We start from the raw sequence: 16,288 nt of genomic DNA, 5'->3' as shown, positions 1-16,288 counted from the left end.
CGCTGTGACCGTCGTCTTCTATTTGAGAATGGGGGATGTAACGGATGCAACAGTGAGTGCCGAAAATATAAGGGAACCTTTCCACGCCGAAACCGAACGCGCTTCGGTGGATGGCTGGCCCTACCGCCCGAACCGGCGCTGTCGATTCTTGTAATCGAGAATCCCACGAAGGTAGTCCCGCTTGCGGAAATCGCGCCAGTTCACGTCGGTGAAGTACAGTTCGGAGTACACCGACTGCCAAATCATGAAGTCCGAGAGGCGTTCCGCGCCGGTCTTGATGACGAGGTCCGGGTCCGTCGGGAAGACGAGTCGCGATTCGATTTCCGCCTCGTCGATGTCGTCCGCGGCGACCGACCCCGCCTCGACGTCCTCCGCGACAGCGCGCACCGCCTCGGCGAACTCGTGTTTGCCGCCGAGGCCGATGCTCACCTGAATCGGCGCGTCGACGGGCGTGAGGTCGTCGGGACCGCGAACGGCGATGGTTCGAGGCGCACGAACGTTCTCCAGTTCGCGCTGGAGGGTCGGAACCGCGCCGGAATCCAGCACGCTCACGTAGACGGTGATGCGCTCCGCGCCGTAGTCGAACGCCCACTGGAAGAACGATTCGAGCGTCTCGTATGCTCCCTGCTCCAACAGGTCGCGTTCCGTGATGACGACGGCGATGTGACTCGGCGGGTCGGCGTCGTGTCGCCGGACGCGGGCCGTGAGGTACTGGTCGTAAAGTCCCACTGCGATGGGGTTGCCGCTATCGACGCTTAAACATCACGCCCTGCGACCTTCGAGAAGATTAAGTGCCCGTCCGCGAAAACGAAACTCGTGACTACGAGCATTCGGCGGGCGGCGGCGTTCGCGGCAGTCGCGACGCTGTCCCTCGCCGCCTCGGTGCTGGTGGCGGGCGTGGCGGCGCTGTTCGCCGCGGTGGGTGCGGTCGCGCTCGTCATCGACGACGGCCCGCTGTTTGACCTCTTCGCACGGCCGAGCGACCGGAGCGAAGGACGACTCCGCGGCCTCGCCGCGTTCTCCTTTGGGACTGCCGGCCTCGCCATGCTCGTCATGCTCGTCGATTTACCGACGAGCGTTTTCGTCGCCGCCGTCTGCCTCCTCGCCTACGGGAACCTGACCGAACAGGTCGTCCGAATCCGAAGCGACGCGACCATCACCGCGACGGCCGGATTCACAGTCGGTGGGTTCTTCGCCGCCACCCTCGCCCAAATCATCGTTCGAAGCGTCCAAGGGAGTCCCGTGGAACCGGTGGTTCCCGAAATAGTCTTCCTCGCCGCGAGCGGCGCGCTGTTGGCGGGACTCCTTCGCTCCGTCCTCTTCGAGCGCGACGACCCGCTCGTCATGTTTTCGGTCGCCCTCCTGTTGTGGCTCTTCACCGACCTCACGATGACCGTGACGGAACTCGACATCGTCCTCGCTATCGCCATCACGGTCGGGTTCGGCTACGTCTCGTGGGCGCTCGATACGGCGTCCGTGACCGGGATGCTCACCGGCATCCTCCTCGCGCTCCTCACCATCGTTCTCGGCGGCTATCCGTGGTTCGCTGTCCTCATCTCCTTTTTCGCGCTGGGCGGGCTTTCCACGAAGTTCAGATACGAACAGAAGCGAAAGAACGGCGTCGCGGAGGCGAACGAGGGCGCACGCGGCGGCGGGAACGTCCTCGGAAACGCCGCAGTGGCGTTAGTCGCGGTCCTCGCGTTCGCCGCCAGCGACCGACTCCCCGTCGCCGAGAGCGTCTTCCTCTACGCCTTCGCGGGGAGCATCGCCGCCGCCATGAGCGATACACTGTCGAGCGAAATCGGCGGCGTCTTCGACAATCCGCGACTCATCACGACGTGGCAACCGGTCGACCCCGGCACCGACGGCGGCGTGACGTGGCAGGGCGAGGTGGCCGGTGCGCTCGGTTCGACCATCGTCGCGCTCATCGCGCTCACGCTGTTCGGTTCCATCGGGACGGTCGGCGGTGCCGTCATCGCGTTGGCGGGTATCGGCGGCATGACGGTCGATAGCCTCCTCGGCGCGACGGTGGAGGGGGAAGGACTGGGCAACCAGAGCGTCAACTTCCTCGCCACTCTTTCGGGGGCCTTCCTCGGTGCCGGACTCGCGTTGGTAGTGGGTCTGGCAGCGTGATTCGACCCGCGACGGCGGACGACCTCGCCCGCCTGCAACGGATTCGAAATTGGCTCCCCGAACCCACGCCGGGGCTCCTCGAAACGGCCATCTCCGAGGAGGGGTCGGTTCTCGTTTCGACGGCTGACGGCGTTCCCGTCGGCTACGTTCTCACGATGGTCGCGACCGACGCCTACATCGCCGAACTCGTGGTGCAACCGACTCACAGAGAGGAGGGTCGGGCGACGCGACTTGTCGGCGCGACGCTGGATATGGCCCGCGACAACGGGTGTTCCAGCGCTTCATTGACGGTTCACGAAGAGAACGAGGCCGCACAGTCGCTGTACGAGTCGCTGGGATTCGAACGCCGTGGTCGAGAACCGGAGTACTACGCTGACGGCGGGGACGGACTGCTGTTCGAAAAGCGGTTGTGACTCCTAGTGCAGCAGTTGGTCTGCGGTGATGATACGAACCGTCGTCGGCTTTTTCACGAACTCGCCCTCCTCGCGGGCGATTATCTGTTCGACGCCGCGCTGGGCGGACACGTCGAGGATTCGCTGACTCAGGACGCCGTCGATGACGACCGCGTGCGGCACGGGGTCCGCCTCCGCAATGGTCGCAAACGTTTCGGCGGCCGGTGCGTCGGCCAGAATCCCGAAGTCGTCGTCTAGCAGTCGCACGGTATCGGAGTGCCCGTCGACGACCGCCTTCGTGTGGCCTCGGAGCGTCATCGGTTCGCGTTCAGCCTCGGATTTCGCTTCGCGTTCCGAGGCCGATTTCGGGTCGCGGTCGTCGGGTTCGTCGTCGTCCGACACGCCGGGTTCGTCTCCGTCACCCTCGCTGTCGGTTTCGGCTTCGGTTTCGATTTCGCGTTCGGCTTGCGTTTCGCTCCCGCGTTCGACCGCGGCGTCGCTTTCGGCGTCTTCGTCGTCCTCCGTCTCGATGGAGGGTTCCATCGGTTGCACCACGGTCTCGTCGGTTTCGGGTGCGGGGAACGTGCTGCCGTCGGTCGCGGCCATCACCGTATCGTCCGTTTCGAACCGGTCGAACCGCCGTTTCCCCCGCAGTGAGGCCATCACTTCGTCGCGGGAGAGGTCCTCGACGGACTTCCCGCGCGGCGCGATTGCGACGTAGTCGATGTCGCCCACCTGGTCGAGTTCCTTCAGAATCAGGTCGCCACCGCGGTCGGCGTCGAGAAAGGCAGTAGTGGTTCGCGCCTGCGTGAGGTCCGCGACGGTGTCGGGGACGTTCGTCCCCTCCACCGCGATGGCGTTCTTGACGCCGTATCGGAGGAGCGTCAACACGTCGGAGCGCCCCTCCACGACGATGATGGCGTCGCTGTCGGTGACGTTCGGTCCAGCCGGGAAGCCTTCGTATTCGGTGATGTCCTCGATGCGGACGCTCTGGCGAACTTCGTCCAGAATCTCCTGGCTGGTCATCACGCTGTCGTCGAACGAGGAGGTGAGCAGGTCCTTCGCTCGGTCCACGACTTCGCGGCGTTTCGCGGCGCGAACGTCTTCGATGTTGGCGATGCTGACGCTGGCGCGACAGGGGCCGACGCGTTCGATGGTCTCGAGCGAGGCCGCTAAAATCGCCGTCTCGACCTTGTCGAGACTGCTCGCGATGGTAATGGTGCCGAACGACTGGCCGTGTTGGCTTTCGACGTGAACGTCGATTCGACCGACTTTGGATGACTGTTGGAGGTCGCGTAAATCGAGGTCGTCGCCGAGGAGACCTTCGGTTTGGCCGAAGATTGCCCCGACGACGTCACTGCGTTCTACCACCCCGTCGGCGGTAATGTCTGCGTGAATGAGGTATTTCGCTGTATCGTCCATGAGTGATGAACTGCCCTCGTGGAGGGCGTGATTGTGATGCGTCCATGAGCGTCGCCATGGATACGTCTCAATTTGGCGCTCCAACGCCCAAATACCTGTCGTCACGGGGGTTCAGTCCGGTGATTTCACGACAATTTTTGCGATAAATCCATCCTCGTCGACACACGGTGAATTGTCCGTTCCTACCGATTCAATTCTCGGAGGTGTTCTCCGCCGTGTGCGAGCGACGCCAACGGGTCCTCGGGGTTGTCGTGTTCGTAAATCAACCAATCCGCTCCGATTTCCTTCGCCGCGTTCGCACAGGCCGTCAAGTCGACGTCGCCGTCGCCGAGTTCGACCGGTTCCCCGTGGCGCGTGTCTTTCATGTGGACGAGCGGAACGCGGTCCCCGAGCGACCGCAGGAGGGCGGTCGGGTCCTGACCCGCGGCGACGGCCCACCCGACGTCGAGTTCGATTTCAACTTCGGATTCCGAGCAGAAGACATCGAAGCCGGTTTCCCCGTTTACGGACGCGAACTCGTGGTCGTGGTTGTGATAGCCGAGCGAGGTGCTGTGGCCCTCCACCCGTACCGCGAGTTCGTCCAATCGGCGGGCCGTCCGGGTCGCCGCTTCCGTGCTCTCGAAGTGTGCGGCGTCGAGGTAGGGGACGACGATCCACTCGCATCCGAGCCGGTGGTACTCGCGTGCGACCAGTCCGGGGTCGTCCTCCAACTCGCCGATGGGAACGTGGGCGGCGGCGACCTCCAATCCCGCATCGTCGAGCGCGTCGGTGACATCCTCCGGGTCGGCATCGCCCAGTCCCGCGAACTCAACGCCGTCGAATCCGGCCTCGCCGACGCGTGCGAGCAGGTCGGGGAGCGGTTCGTTCAGTTCGCGGAGCGTGTACAGTTGAATCGCGGTTCGCGTCATGGTTTCTACGTGGAACGTCGACGGATTTAGTGATTGTTCTCCCGGCTCCCCTGACGTGTTTGCCATCCGGTTCCGTCTCTATTCGTTCCTTTCCCCGGCTTTCCGACCCTCCCTCGACCATTGCTCAACCATCGCTCTACCATCGCTCACTCATCGACTGGAGCGGTGCGATACCCCCTTTCGAAGAGTATTTCTCTTCGAAAGAGGTGTACGAAAAACTTTGGCAACCCTTATCACCGTTCGTTCATACGTTCGGATAATGATTAGCGATATCGGACGAATCGGTTGGACCGTCGTTTTCGCGGTACTCATCGTCTTCACCGTCCCGTGGTTCCTCTGGGGTGACGGGCAAGTCGTCTACGGCCTGCCGGTCTGGCTCTGGTGGCACATCGGTTGGATGGTCGTCGTGTCACTCGTGTTCAGGGCGTTTGCAAACCGTGCGTGGGGCATCGGCATCGAGGAGGGAGCATGAGCGATACGGCGCTCCAGTTGGGCGTCATCGGCGGCTATCTCGTCCTCTCGCTGCTCGTCGGCCTCCTCGCGTATCGGCTGACGGACCGGAGCGCGGAGGACTACTACCTCGCCAGTCGAACCTTCGGAACCGTCGTCCTGCTGTTCACAACGTTTGCGACCCTGTTGTCCGCGTTCACGTTCTTCGGCGGCCCGAACGTCGCCTACGGGTCCGGTCCGGAGTGGATTCTCGTCATGGGGCTGATGGACGGTGTGCTGTTCGCGGTGCTCTGGTACGTCGTCGGCTACAAGCAGTGGCTCCTCGGGCGCGAACACGGCTACGTAACGCTCGGCGAGATGCTCGGCGACAGATTCGGGTCGCCCGCGCTGCGCGGCCTCGTCGCCGGAATCAGCCTCTTCTGGCTGTTCCCCTACGTGATGCTCCAGCAAGTCGGGGCCGGAACCGCGCTCGAAGCGCTGACCGGCGGCGACATCTCCTACGCCGTGGGTGCGGGTCTCGTCACCGTGTTCATCATCGCCTACGTCGTCCTCTCGGGGATGCGCGGCATCGCGTGGACCGACACGCTACAGGGCGCGTTCATGCTCGTCATGGTCTGGGCCGCCACGCTCTGGGCGCTGGCCGAGTTCGGCGGCATGAGTGCCGCAACCGCGGGGATGGCCGAATCGAACCCCGGATTCCTCTCGCTCGGCGGTGTCCCGTACTCCCCGCAGTGGATGCTCTCACAGGCCATCGGCATCGCCTTCGGCGTGGCGATGTTCCCGCAGGTCAACCAGCGTTTCTTCGTCGCTCGCTCGAAGAAAGTCCTGAAGCGCACGTTCTCGCTCTGGCCCGTCCTCGTCGTCCTGCTGTTCGTCCCGGCGTTCATGCTCGGCGCATGGGCGCGCGGCCTCCCCATCGACGTGCCCGAGAACGGCAACGTCCTTCCCATCGTGCTCTCCGAGTACGCACCCGCGTGGTTCGCCGCGCTGGTCATCGCCGGCGCGATGGCCGCCATGATGTCTTCGAGCGATTCCATGCTCCTCTCCGGGTCGTCGTACTTCACCCGCGACCTCTACCGCCCGTTCGTCAATCCGGACGCGAGCGACGGTTGGGAGGACACCCTCGGACGCATCGGCGTCGCCGTCTTCGCAATCGCCGCGTTCGTCGCAAGCCTGTACACCCCCGGCACCATCACGACCATCGGTTCGACCGCATTCGGCGGGTTCGCCCAACTCGCGCTCCCCGTCATCGTCGCTCTCTACTGGAAGCGCGTGACGCGAACGGGCATGTTCGTCGGCATCGTCGGCAGTCAGGTCTTCTACCTCGCCAGCGTGTTCCTGCCGTTCGTGCCGGACACCTACGGCGGGTGGTTGGCCTCCGTCGTCGGGATGGTCATCGGACTCGTGCTGACCGTTTCGGGGTCGGTGCTGACCTCGCCCGCGCCGACCGAAGAGCGAGACCTCTACTTCGACCTCCACGCCGACTAGCATCTGGTGGTTTTGGTCGATGTAAACCGGCTAGTCTCGTTACACCCGTCTCTGAACGTTTCACTCGTTTTGATCTCCACACGGACAACGATCGCGGGGTTTTGAACTTCCAGAAAGCCCCCGACCGCTCGCGGTTGCTGGTGCGAGATATTCTGGCCGCTCCACAACGCACGGCCAGAATAGTGGCCCGCACAGCAACCACGCAAGCGCGACCGGACGGCCCCTTTCAGTCCCACCATGACAGCACAGCACTGCACGGCCACACCCTCCCCAACCGATTCGCTTCGCTCATCCACCGTCAGAGCTTTGCTCTGACGAACCATTCGTTCGTTTCTTCGTCACTCACGAAGACCTCGCACGCTTCAACGAGAACGGCTCTGACGTACTGTCCTCGCCGTCTCGCCAGCGCGCGCCACAGCGACAAGGCGGGGACACGAAACTGGTATTTCCATTCTGGCGCGTGCGTCAGCAGGCCTCTGGCCTGCTGATTATCATGCGAGGGATGAGCACCGCAACGAAGTGAGGAGCGCAATCGGCTGGGGAGGTGGTGGATCTCGCGGTAGCTGTGTCTGGGTGGATTGAAAGGGGCCGCCTGCTTGCGCTTGCGTGGTTGCTTCAGCGCCCCCTCTCGATGAGGTGTGCGGTTTGCACTGAATCGAGATGCCGCTGAATAACCGTGAGCATGGCGGGGCTTTCTGGGACGTTAATTCAGTCATTGCAGCCACACCAAACCATCGTCCGTTCGTAGCGAGCGGGTATCGATTTCGAAATATCTCCCACGGAGTCGCCAAATCCGTTGACGACGGCTTTAAACCCGTTTCGTGAGAATTTCCGTCCATGCAAACGCACATCGTCCCGGTCGGCTTCGACTACGACCGGCTCATCGCGCCCCTCGTGCGCGACCAACTCGACGTGGACCGCGTCATCCTCTTGGAGGGTGCGGTGGGGAGCGAGGCCAACGTCGAGTACTCCCGCAACCTCTCCCGAAAGCTGGGCAAGGACTTCGAGAACCTCCTCGGCGCGGAAACCGAGCGCGTCGTCATCGAGGACGTGTACGACTACGACACCGCGTTCGAGCAGGCCTACGACCGCATCAACGCCGAACTCGACGCCGGAGGCGAGGTGTGGGTCAACATCAGCGCCATGCCCCGGACGGTCAGTTTCGCGTTCGCCACCGCGGCCCACTCCATCATGGTGGAACGGCAGGAGGACCGCGAGAAGATTCACACCTACTACACCGCCCCCGAGAAGTATCTGGAGACGGAACTCGCCGAGGAGTTGCGCGAGGAGACCGACCTCCTCGAATCCGTGTTGAACGGCGAGGTGGACGAGGAGCGAATCGAGACGCACCTCGAACGCGCCCGGGACCTGCTCTCGGAGTTCGACGAGCGGGGAACGACCATCGGCGCGAAGCGCGTCGGGACGGGGCACATCGTGGAACTCCCCGTCGCCTCGTTTTCGAACGTCAAGCCGTTCGAGGAACTCATCCTGTTCACGCTCGGCGACCACGGCCAGTTCGAGAGCGTGAGCGAACTCGCTCACACCTTGGCCCGCGACCTGAACGAGGAGTACACCGACAGCTTCCGGTCGAAGGTCATCTACAACGTCGACCGACTCGGCCCCGGCGGGAAGGGCTACATCGAACAGGAAGAGGAGGGCAAATCCTACCGCACCCGACTCTCACGAATCGGAGAACTGTGGGTGCGGTCGCACACGAACGGGGACGCGTAGGCACTGGTCCGGAGTTTCGTGTCTACCTACCGACTCGTCTCCAACTTTGCCACCCGCGTCGTGAGCGCTAAAAACGTCGCCAGTAGGGTGATGGTTACCGCACCGGCGGCCGCGATTCCGTGGGCGGGCGAGGGATGGGTGTATCCGGCGGCGACGATTTCTTGGGCGGGAAGGCCAGTGTGGTGGGGCGTTCCGACGATGGGAACGAAGTAGTCCACGATGTCGTTGAAGCCGTACCAGACGACGGCGACGAAGATGGCACCCACGGGGAAGTCGCTGTAGCGGTGGATGAGGAACGCCTCCACGACCATGGCGAGGTGGCTACAGAACAGGAAGGCGTACATCGGCCAGCCGACGCCGATGAAGCCCGAGAAGAACGCGGCCAGCACGAACGGCGTCCACAGGCCGAGTTGGATACAGCCGAAGAAGGCGAACATGTTCACCCACTCGTTGTTCCGCCCGAGTTTCCACAGGGCGAGCGAGAGCGCGATGAACAGCGTCGCCATCGGACTGTCGGGGACGAAAACCCACATCGAAGCCGGTTCGATGGCGAACTGCCACGTGATTATCGGGTCCGAAAACGGGTGAAAGCCGTAGTACCAGAACCCGAACGCGGTCCCGACGAGGTTGATTATCACGATGGGCCACGCCATTCGCAACCCGAAATCCTCCAGCCATTGCGGGAGTGGTGCGACGTACCACGGTAGGTCTTCGAGCGGCGGGAGGGTCGTCATATCCACGGCGAGGAATTGTCGGGGCAAAGAGGCTTCGGTTGGCGTGGCGACGGGTTTGCCGTTCCGCAATCGGTACGTCTTAACCCTCCCCTTCGCTAAGGCCATACATGGCAGAGCCAACCGACATCGAGGAACTGAAGCGCGGCACGGAACTGGTCAAGCGCGGCTTCGCCCGCATGCAGAAAGGCGGCGTCATCATGGACGTCGTGAACCCCGAACAGGCCCGCATCGCGGAGGACGCGGGTGCGGTCGCCGTCATGGCGCTCGAAGCCGTCCCGGCGGACATCCGAAAGCGCGGCGGCGTGGCGCGAATGGCCGACCCCGCCGACGTCGAGGAGATAATCGACGAAGTGTCGATTCCGGTGATGGGAAAGGCGCGAATCGGTCACACGACGGAGGCCCAAATCCTCGAATCTATCGGCGTGGACATGATAGACGAGTCCGAGGTGCTCACACCGGCGGACGAGAAGTACCACATCGACAAGCGCGAGTTCACCTCGCCGTTCGTCTGCGGCGCGCGCAACCTCGGCGAGGCGCTCCGCCGCATCAACGAGGGCGCGGCGATGATTCGAACCAAGGGCGAGGCCGGAACGGGCGACGTGAACCAAGCCGTCCACCACCAGCGGACCATCAAGGGCGCGATTCGTGAGCTTCAGGGCAAGACCTACGAGGAGCGCGAGATGCTCGCCCGCGAACTCGAAGCACCCGCGGAACTCGTCCACGAGACGGCCGAGGCGGGACGACTGCCCGTCGTCAACTTCGCAGCGGGCGGCATCGCGACGCCCGCCGACGCGGCGCTGATGATGCACCACGGCTGTGACGGCATCTTCGTCGGCTCGGGTATCTTCGGTGCGGAAAGCCCGCCCGTCATGGCGAACGCCATCGTCGAGGCGACGAACAACTGGGACGACCCGGAGCGCCTCGCCGACATCAGCAAGGACATCGGCGCGGGCATGAAGGGCGAGGCCAACGTGGACCTTCCCGAAGAAGAGAAGATGCAAGGCCGCGGAAACTGAGCGACGCACTGACGCACGTTCTCGCCGCGTTCTCCCCGATTTCAATTCGGAACGAGTGACGACCGCGTCAGGCGGTTCGTGTCCGTCAGTCGGTTTGCGCGTAGGTCATCCGAACTAACGTTTCGACGCCGCCCTCCGGAATCTCCATCTCCGGGTCGAATAGCTCGAAGCCGACCGACTCGTAGTACGGCACCAGTCCGCGACGGCAGAGCAGGGAGAGGCCGACGACGCTCTGGAGGTCGGGATGGTCGACGACCGCTTCCATGAGGACTTTGCCGAATCCTTCGCCGCGGCGGTCGGCGGCGACGATGACATCGAAGACGTTCGCGTAGTACGTGAAGTCGGTCAACACCCGCGCGGCGGCCACGAGGTCACCGTCACGGGATTCGGTCGTCTCGCACTCGACGCCGACGGCGACTTCCGTTTCCGAGAGCGCGCTTCGAACACCCTCCACGCTCCGGTCCTCCCACCACTCGTACTCCTCGTACAGTTCGGTCAGTTCGCGGGCATCGTCGGGCGTGAGGTTTCGAACGCGACTCATTCGTCACACCGGTTTCCCGTGCCGAAATAATTCTCTTTTGATACGTTGGGGGCTGTTAGCACGACTGCCCGACGGCTTCCCCGTCGGCACCGTTGACGGCGAGAAGACGCACCGAAAAATCGACGGTTGGGGAACCGGACGCTTACTCGAAGTCGCGGCGCATGGCGATTTCGAACCACGGGCAGAGGCGCAGTTGACGGTACCAGCGCGGGTTCTCGTGCAGGCGCTCGTAGGGAACCCACATCACGCCGCCGACTTCCTCCTCGACGGGGTCGAGCGATTTGTCCTTCAGGGTGAGTTTGAGGACGGAACAGACCTCGTGTTCGACGCCCTCCTGCGGGTAGTAGCGCTTGTACTCGAACTTGTCCGTCACGCGCAGGTCGTCGTACTGGTCGGGCGAGACGCCGAGTTCCTCTTCGAGACGCTGCCGTGTGGCCTCCTCTTGGGACTGGCCGGGTTCGGGGTGGGACGCGACGGTGCCGTCCCAGTAGGTGTCCCAGAGGCGCTTCGTCGGGGACCGCTGTGCGAGGAGGATGTTGTCGTCCTCGTCGAAGATGAGCGCGGTGAACGCTCGGTGGCGAACGCCGTCGCCCATGTGGGCGTCGAGTCGGTTCACGATGTCCACTTCGTTGTCGTCGCCGTCCACGGCCACGACGTTCTGGCGGGAGTTCTTGTGGCGTTCTTCCGTCTCGGCGTTCTCCGCGGTTCCACCCGCCGGGTTGGCGGCGTTGTCAGTGCTCATACCGCTATAGAGAACCATCCGTTTCAAACGTTCTTCGGAAATCGTTCGAGACGAACTCGTGCTCCGACCGAATTCGTGGCGTTCTACCGACCGGAAGTCGCGCCATTTACCTTCGCGCGAGTTCGAGTATCGCCCAATGACCGACGCCGCTACCGCCGGAGAGGAGGACTACTCCGGGTTGCTTGGCGCGTTCCGTTACAGTTTCCGCGTCTCCGACTCGCTCGTTTTCCGGTTGTACGTCCTCCTGAGCTTCGTTCTCGGGGTGATTCTCGCGTTCACCTTCGTCCTCGCATTAGTGCGGTGGTTCTACCTCACGCTCGGTCACTCCGCGTTGGAGACGACGTCGAACGCTTTCCTCGGCGTCATCGCGCTCTTCGTCCTCGGCCCGCTGTTCGCGCCCGTCCTGTTCGTGGCTCGCCGGCACCGACGCGACGAAGGGGAAGATGCGAAATACGATACCCTCCTCGCGCTCTCCGGCGTCCTCTTTTTGATTTCGCTGTACGTCGGCGTCGTTATCTCCGTTCCGTCGCAGTACCAGTCGGCGAACGCCGATACGCTCGGAAGTTTCCTCTACTCGCTTCCGCAGTTGTCGGGGCTCCTCCCGCCCATCGTTGCGGCGTTATTCATCTTCGCCCTCCATCGGTTTTTGCGGTAGCGGACCCGGACCGGAGCGCAACCCGGAAAAGGCACCGCGACATACTCCCGGCCATGACCGAAAAGACGAGCACGTTCCTCGTCACCCACGCCGAAGACGACTCGGCGGTGTTGAAGGACGTTCACGACGGACAGGTACACACCCTGTCGAGCAACCCCGGCGTCGAGGCGAACGACGCCGTCGAGGCGACGGTCGAACCCGAACCCCCGATGGAAGTGACGTGGTCCGTCGTCGAAATCGACGAACGGCGACCCCTCACGGTTCACGAGAGCGACGAACCGCCGACGAGCCACGAGCGGGACGTCGCCACCGAACAGGACGTCGGCGACGTGGAACGCACCGAACGCGCCGGAATCGGCGAGATTCACGTCCTGTCGGTTCCGTCGGAGGAAACCGAAGATGCCGTCGCCGACGTCCTCGAAGACGAGGGAACCCTTTCGCGCGCGGCTCGGCTCGGCGTGAACCGGGTGGAAATCCGATCCGAGGACGGAACCGTGAGCGTTCGGTACCTGCCGTAGAACCTCTTCGGCTATCCGTTGTCGCTCACGCCCAGAATCGCGTCACAGTGCGGGCACTCCCAGACGGTCGCCGCGCTGAACGTGTGACGGGCGGTCACGTTTCCTTTCAGCAGGTTCTCCACTTCGTCGCCGCAGTCGGGGCAGTGGGACATCGAATCTCCCTTTTCATTCACGAATAATAACAGTATGTGTCGAGGACAGCGGGATGAAATCACCCGGATTTCGAAAACCGTTCCAACTCACCGTTGCCTTCCTTTCTCATCACGTCGCGGATGAAGAGGCGCGTTTCATCGAGTAGTCCCGATTCGTCCTCATACGTTCGAACGGTGGCGTCCCAGCGGTCGCCGATAGCACCGACCATCGCACTGCTCATCCCTTTTTCGTGCAGGAATAACTCCCGTTCGCGCTGTTTTTCACTCATGTCTTCGAGTACCGCTCCGACTTCGATACCGACGCCGAGATTCTCCCCACGATTCGGAACGATAAACAGCACGACGTCGCTAACGCGTGCAAATTCGAGACTTTGAGCTCCGGCGTCCATTGGTAGCGAACCGGAAACGAAAGGAGCGCGGTGCTGACGGCCTGTATTCGTACTACGTGGCGACGTCGCTCGGGAAAGCAGTGATGAAACACGGCATCGGTGAACTCATTCGCGAAGAAACCGACATCCTGACTCGCTACAGCTAATCTTTTCTACCTCACCCCAAAACCCCTCGCCCATGGCAATGCAACCGCACCTGCTCGTTGACGAGGGCGACCTGAACGACATCGCGCTGATTCCCGGCGACCCGGGGCGCGTGGACCGAATCGCGGCGCAGTGTGACTCCTCGGAGGTCGTCTCCGAGAACCGCGAATACAAGGTCGTCAACGCGGAGTACGAGGGCACCCCGCTGACCATCTGTTCGACCGGAATCGGTTGTCCGTCCGCGACCATCGCCATCGAGGAGATGCACGCCGTCGGCGTCGACACCGTCATCCGCGTCGGGACGACCGGTGCGCTCCAGGAGGACATCGAAATCGGCGACATGGTCGTCGCCACGGGCGCGGCGAAGGACGAGGGGACGACCCGACGCTACGAGAAGGACACGTATCCGGCGGTGCCGGACTATCACGTCCTCTCGGCGCTGGTCGATTCGGCCCAGAACAACGACGAGGACGTCCACGTCGGCCCCATCGCGTCCGACGACGCCTTCTACGCGGAAACCGACGAGTACGTCCGGTCGTGGGAGGAAGCGAACATCCTCTCCGTCGAGATGGAAGCGGCGGCCGTCTTCTCCGTCGCGCGACGCAAGGGCATGCGCTCGGGAGCCATCTGTACCGTGGACGGCAACCTCGTGAAGGGCACGCAGAAGGGAACCGACACCGAGGACGACGAACTGCCCGAGAAGGCGAAGGACAACGTCGAGCGCGCGATTCGCATCACGCTCGACGCCGTCGTCTCGTTAGCGTAAGCGCGAACCGACGTGGAGGGTCCGCGAAACCGACCACAAGAGTGTAGCGACTCCCCGTCGTGATGCAATTCATGGGTGGAGGGGAAGGGGGCGACGAGGCGGTCAGCGACGAGTCCGTAGTGGGGGACGTTCGCTCGCCCATCTCCCCGCCGTCCCTCCGGTCGCTCCCGGCGGACAGCGACCTTCGAATGGTGGTGCTGGCGGTAGCTATCGGCATCATCGCCGGACTCGGCGCGGTGTTCTTCCGGTTCGCCATCTGGGTCGTCCAAGAGATATTCTACGGCGCGGCGCTCAACCCCGGCAGCGTCGAGTTCGCGCTCGTCCCGATTCCGAACGCCTTCTCGGCGCTCTCGATGCTCGGTCCCGTTCGATTCCTCTTCTTTCCCGCAATCGGTGGCCTCATCGTCGGGGTCATCATCAAACTGACGACGCCCGAAGTGAAGGGCCACGGCGTCCCGAAGGTCCTCGAATCGATTTTAGTCCGGGGCGGGGAAATCGACCCGAAGATTTCGGTGTACAAGACGGTCGCCTCCTCTATCGCCATCGGCAGCGGCGGGTCGCTGGGTCGTGAAGGGCCCATCGTCCAAATCGGGAGCGCGGCGGGGTCCTTCTTCGGTCGGTACGTGGACCAGAAGTACACCCGGACGTTAGTGGCGGCGGGGGCGGCGGCGGGCATCGCGGGGACGTTCAACGCGCCGTTGGCGGGGGTCATGTTCTCGTTGGAAATCCTGCTCGCCGAGTACTATCTCCAAAACGTCATCGCAGTCGTTTTGAGCGCCGTGACGGCTACCGCAGTCGCGCGGTCGTTGCTCGACTTCACGCCGAATCCCGGCGTCCGTGAGTTTCTCGTACCCATCCAGTACCACCTCGTCTCGCCGTTGGTCGAATATCCGTTGTACGTCGTGCTCGGTCTGCTCGTCGCCGTCGTGGGTGCGGGCATCGTGAAACTGCTCTACCGCACCGAACACGTCTTCGAGCGCCTCGACCTGCCTTCGACGACGAAACCGGCACTCGGCGGGGCGCTCCTCGGCTTGTCGGCCCTCGTCACGGCGGCCGTGTTCGGCGTTCCCCCGCTTCGCGGCGCGACGTGGCTGTTCGGCGTGGGGTACGGAACGATTCGCCACAGCATCCTCGGTAATTTCGGGTTCGCACTGCTATTGGTCCTCGCGGTGATGAAAGCGGTCGGTTTCTCGCTCTCCGTCGGGAGCGGCAGTTCCGGCGGGGTCTTCTCGCCGTCGCTCTACATCGGTGCGATGCTCGGCGGCGCGTACGGAACCGTCGTCCACGCTTTCGTGCCCGCCACCGCGGGGCCGGGCGCGTACGCCCTCGTCGGCATGGGTGGCATCTTCGCGACGTCCGCCCGCGCGCCGCTGACGGCGACGCTCATCATCTTCGAGTTGACCGGCCAGTACACCATCATCCTTCCGCTGCTCCTCGTCTGCGTCCTCGGCAACGAACTCTCGAATCGCCTCCTCCACGGGAGTACCATCTACATAGAAAAACTTCGAGAACGGGGCATAACGGTACAGGAGCGACGTATCGGCAGTTTGGAGGACCTGACGGCGAAGGACGTGATGACGACGAACGTGGATACGCTCCCCGCCGATTTGTCCGTCGAGGACGCGATTCCGACGATTCGAACCAGCAACCACGGCGGCTTTCCCGTCGTGGATTCCGAGGGACGCCTCGCTGGCATCGTCACGCTCACCGACCTCGAACCGTTCATGGCGGGTCAGGTCGAAGGGGAAACCGACCGCCCGGAGGCAGAACAGACCGTGGCCGACGTGTGTACGAGGGACGTGTGTACGGTGACACCGAGCGAGAACCTGCTTTCCGTCGTTGACAAGATGGAATCGTTCGATATCGGACGGTTACCGGCGGTCGAAGACGGGAGCGTTGTCGGTATCGTTACTCGGAGTGACGTGTTGGATGCGTACGACCGAATGCCGTCTTTCGTTTAAGAACGTCCACTTTTTCGGTCGTCTGCATATCGAAAGGGAAATCCCCCCTCGCTCGCTATAGACACACAAATGGGGTTATTGAGTTCATTACCTTTCCTCTCACGGTCGAAATCAAGCACGGGTGATAGCTCCCGTGGGTTATCGCT

General features: G+C 63.1%; 19 protein-coding genes. 11 read left to right on the top strand and 8 right to left on the bottom strand.

The features are described 5' to 3' along the window. Positions 1 to 120: 120 nt before the first annotated feature. Complete coding sequence (locus AC1XDK_RS03345; RefSeq protein WP_483348349.1) at positions 121 to 729, bottom strand: undecaprenyl diphosphate synthase family protein; 609 nt, start codon at positions 727 to 729, stop codon at positions 121 to 123. A gap of 87 nt (positions 730 to 816) precedes the next feature. Here AC1XDK_RS03345 and AC1XDK_RS03340 point away from each other — a divergent pair, with 87 nt between their 5' ends. Together AC1XDK_RS03340 and AC1XDK_RS03335 are read left to right on the top strand one after the other, a co-directional pair. Next, positions 817 to 2,133, top strand: a complete 1,317-nt coding sequence (locus tag AC1XDK_RS03340; RefSeq protein ID WP_483348348.1) for a DUF92 domain-containing protein — start codon at positions 817 to 819, stop codon at positions 2,131 to 2,133. After that, on the top strand, positions 2,130 to 2,546 hold the full coding sequence (locus tag AC1XDK_RS03335; RefSeq protein WP_483348347.1) for a GNAT family N-acetyltransferase: 417 nt from the start codon (positions 2,130 to 2,132) through the stop codon (positions 2,544 to 2,546). The genes AC1XDK_RS03340 and AC1XDK_RS03335 overlap by 4 nt, the downstream gene beginning before the upstream one ends. Positions 2,547 to 2,549: 3 nt before the next feature. Here the strand turns inward: AC1XDK_RS03335 and dnaG are convergent, their stop codons facing one another. After that, entirely contained in the window at positions 2,550 to 3,947 is a 1,398-nt protein-coding gene (gene dnaG, locus AC1XDK_RS03330; RefSeq protein WP_483348909.1) for a DNA primase DnaG, read from the bottom strand. A gap of 182 nt (positions 3,948 to 4,129) precedes the next feature. Then, positions 4,130 to 4,855, bottom strand: a complete 726-nt coding sequence (locus AC1XDK_RS03325; protein ID WP_483348346.1) for a sugar phosphate isomerase/epimerase family protein — start codon at positions 4,853 to 4,855, stop codon at positions 4,130 to 4,132. A gap of 259 nt (positions 4,856 to 5,114) precedes the next feature. Between AC1XDK_RS03325 and AC1XDK_RS03320 the strand changes: the two genes are divergently transcribed. The 3 genes from AC1XDK_RS03320 (at position 5,115) to AC1XDK_RS03310 (ending at position 8,524) form a co-directional block, all read left to right on the top strand. Next, positions 5,115 to 5,327, top strand: coding sequence for a DUF3311 domain-containing protein (locus tag AC1XDK_RS03320; protein WP_483348345.1), 213 nt, complete (start codon positions 5,115 to 5,117; stop codon positions 5,325 to 5,327). After that, positions 5,324 to 6,793, top strand: coding sequence for a sodium:solute symporter family protein (locus AC1XDK_RS03315; protein ID WP_483348344.1), 1,470 nt, complete (start codon positions 5,324 to 5,326; stop codon positions 6,791 to 6,793). Before AC1XDK_RS03320 ends, AC1XDK_RS03315 begins: the two co-directional genes overlap by 4 nt. Before the next feature lie 837 nt (positions 6,794 to 7,630). After that, complete coding sequence (locus AC1XDK_RS03310; RefSeq protein ID WP_483348343.1) at positions 7,631 to 8,524, top strand: HFX_2341 family transcriptional regulator; 894 nt, start codon at positions 7,631 to 7,633, stop codon at positions 8,522 to 8,524. A gap of 26 nt (positions 8,525 to 8,550) precedes the next feature. Here AC1XDK_RS03310 and AC1XDK_RS03305 read toward each other — a convergent pair whose 3' ends face one another. Continuing rightward, positions 8,551 to 9,258: a DUF1405 domain-containing protein gene (locus AC1XDK_RS03305; RefSeq protein ID WP_483348342.1), complete on the bottom strand. Its 708-nt coding sequence runs from the start codon at positions 9,256 to 9,258 to the stop codon at positions 8,551 to 8,553. A gap of 107 nt (positions 9,259 to 9,365) precedes the next feature. Here AC1XDK_RS03305 and pdxS point away from each other — a divergent pair, with 107 nt between their 5' ends. After that, positions 9,366 to 10,274, top strand: coding sequence for a pyridoxal 5'-phosphate synthase lyase subunit PdxS (pdxS, locus tag AC1XDK_RS03300; protein WP_483348341.1), 909 nt, complete (start codon positions 9,366 to 9,368; stop codon positions 10,272 to 10,274). 85 nt (positions 10,275 to 10,359) lie between these two features. On the opposite strand, the gene AC1XDK_RS03295 is transcribed toward pdxS, so the two are convergent. Both AC1XDK_RS03295 and AC1XDK_RS03290 read right to left on the bottom strand, forming a co-directional pair. Further along, positions 10,360 to 10,815, bottom strand: a complete 456-nt coding sequence (locus AC1XDK_RS03295; RefSeq protein WP_483348340.1) for a GNAT family N-acetyltransferase — start codon at positions 10,813 to 10,815, stop codon at positions 10,360 to 10,362. A gap of 142 nt (positions 10,816 to 10,957) precedes the next feature. Beyond that, positions 10,958 to 11,557 (bottom strand): NUDIX hydrolase, encoded by a 600-nt coding sequence (locus tag AC1XDK_RS03290; protein ID WP_483348339.1) that lies wholly within the window; start codon positions 11,555 to 11,557, stop codon positions 10,958 to 10,960. A gap of 136 nt (positions 11,558 to 11,693) precedes the next feature. Between AC1XDK_RS03290 and AC1XDK_RS03285 the strand changes: the two genes are divergently transcribed. Together AC1XDK_RS03285 and AC1XDK_RS03280 are read left to right on the top strand one after the other, a co-directional pair. Beyond that, positions 11,694 to 12,212 (top strand): DUF8056 family protein, encoded by a 519-nt coding sequence (locus tag AC1XDK_RS03285; RefSeq protein WP_483348338.1) that lies wholly within the window; start codon positions 11,694 to 11,696, stop codon positions 12,210 to 12,212. A 53-nt stretch (positions 12,213 to 12,265) separates the two neighbouring features. Then, on the top strand, positions 12,266 to 12,730 hold the full coding sequence (locus tag AC1XDK_RS03280) for a DUF5812 family protein (protein WP_483348337.1): 465 nt from the start codon (positions 12,266 to 12,268) through the stop codon (positions 12,728 to 12,730). An 11-nt stretch (positions 12,731 to 12,741) separates the two neighbouring features. On the opposite strand, the gene AC1XDK_RS03275 is transcribed toward AC1XDK_RS03280, so the two are convergent. Then, positions 12,742 to 12,882 (bottom strand): hypothetical protein, encoded by a 141-nt coding sequence (locus AC1XDK_RS03275; RefSeq protein WP_483348336.1) that lies wholly within the window; start codon positions 12,880 to 12,882, stop codon positions 12,742 to 12,744. Between the two features lie 59 nt (positions 12,883 to 12,941). Further along, positions 12,942 to 13,271 (bottom strand): DUF7509 family protein, encoded by a 330-nt coding sequence (locus tag AC1XDK_RS03270; protein ID WP_483348335.1) that lies wholly within the window; start codon positions 13,269 to 13,271, stop codon positions 12,942 to 12,944. On the opposite strand from AC1XDK_RS03270, the gene AC1XDK_RS03265 reads away from it, so the two are divergent. The 3 genes from AC1XDK_RS03265 (at position 13,271) to AC1XDK_RS03255 (ending at position 16,142) form a co-directional block, all read left to right on the top strand. Then, positions 13,271 to 13,417: a hypothetical protein gene (locus AC1XDK_RS03265; protein ID WP_483348334.1), complete on the top strand. Its 147-nt coding sequence runs from the start codon at positions 13,271 to 13,273 to the stop codon at positions 13,415 to 13,417. The two genes, AC1XDK_RS03270 and AC1XDK_RS03265, sit on opposite strands and share 1 nt — an antisense overlap. A gap of 32 nt (positions 13,418 to 13,449) precedes the next feature. Next, the gene (locus tag AC1XDK_RS03260) at positions 13,450 to 14,181 is read left to right on the top strand and encodes a guanosine phosphorylase (protein WP_483348333.1); all 732 of its coding nucleotides are present in this window, start codon (positions 13,450 to 13,452) and stop codon (positions 14,179 to 14,181) included. A gap of 71 nt (positions 14,182 to 14,252) precedes the next feature. Next, a complete protein-coding gene (locus AC1XDK_RS03255; protein WP_483348332.1) occupies positions 14,253 to 16,142 on the top strand; it encodes a chloride channel protein in 1,890 nt (629 codons plus the stop codon). The last annotated feature ends 146 nt before the right edge of the window (positions 16,143 to 16,288 follow it).

Source organism: Haladaptatus sp. HS23, from assembly GCF_056892285.1.
The sequence above is the reverse complement of the archived record's forward strand: the minus strand, read 5'-3'. Positions and strand labels throughout refer to the sequence as shown.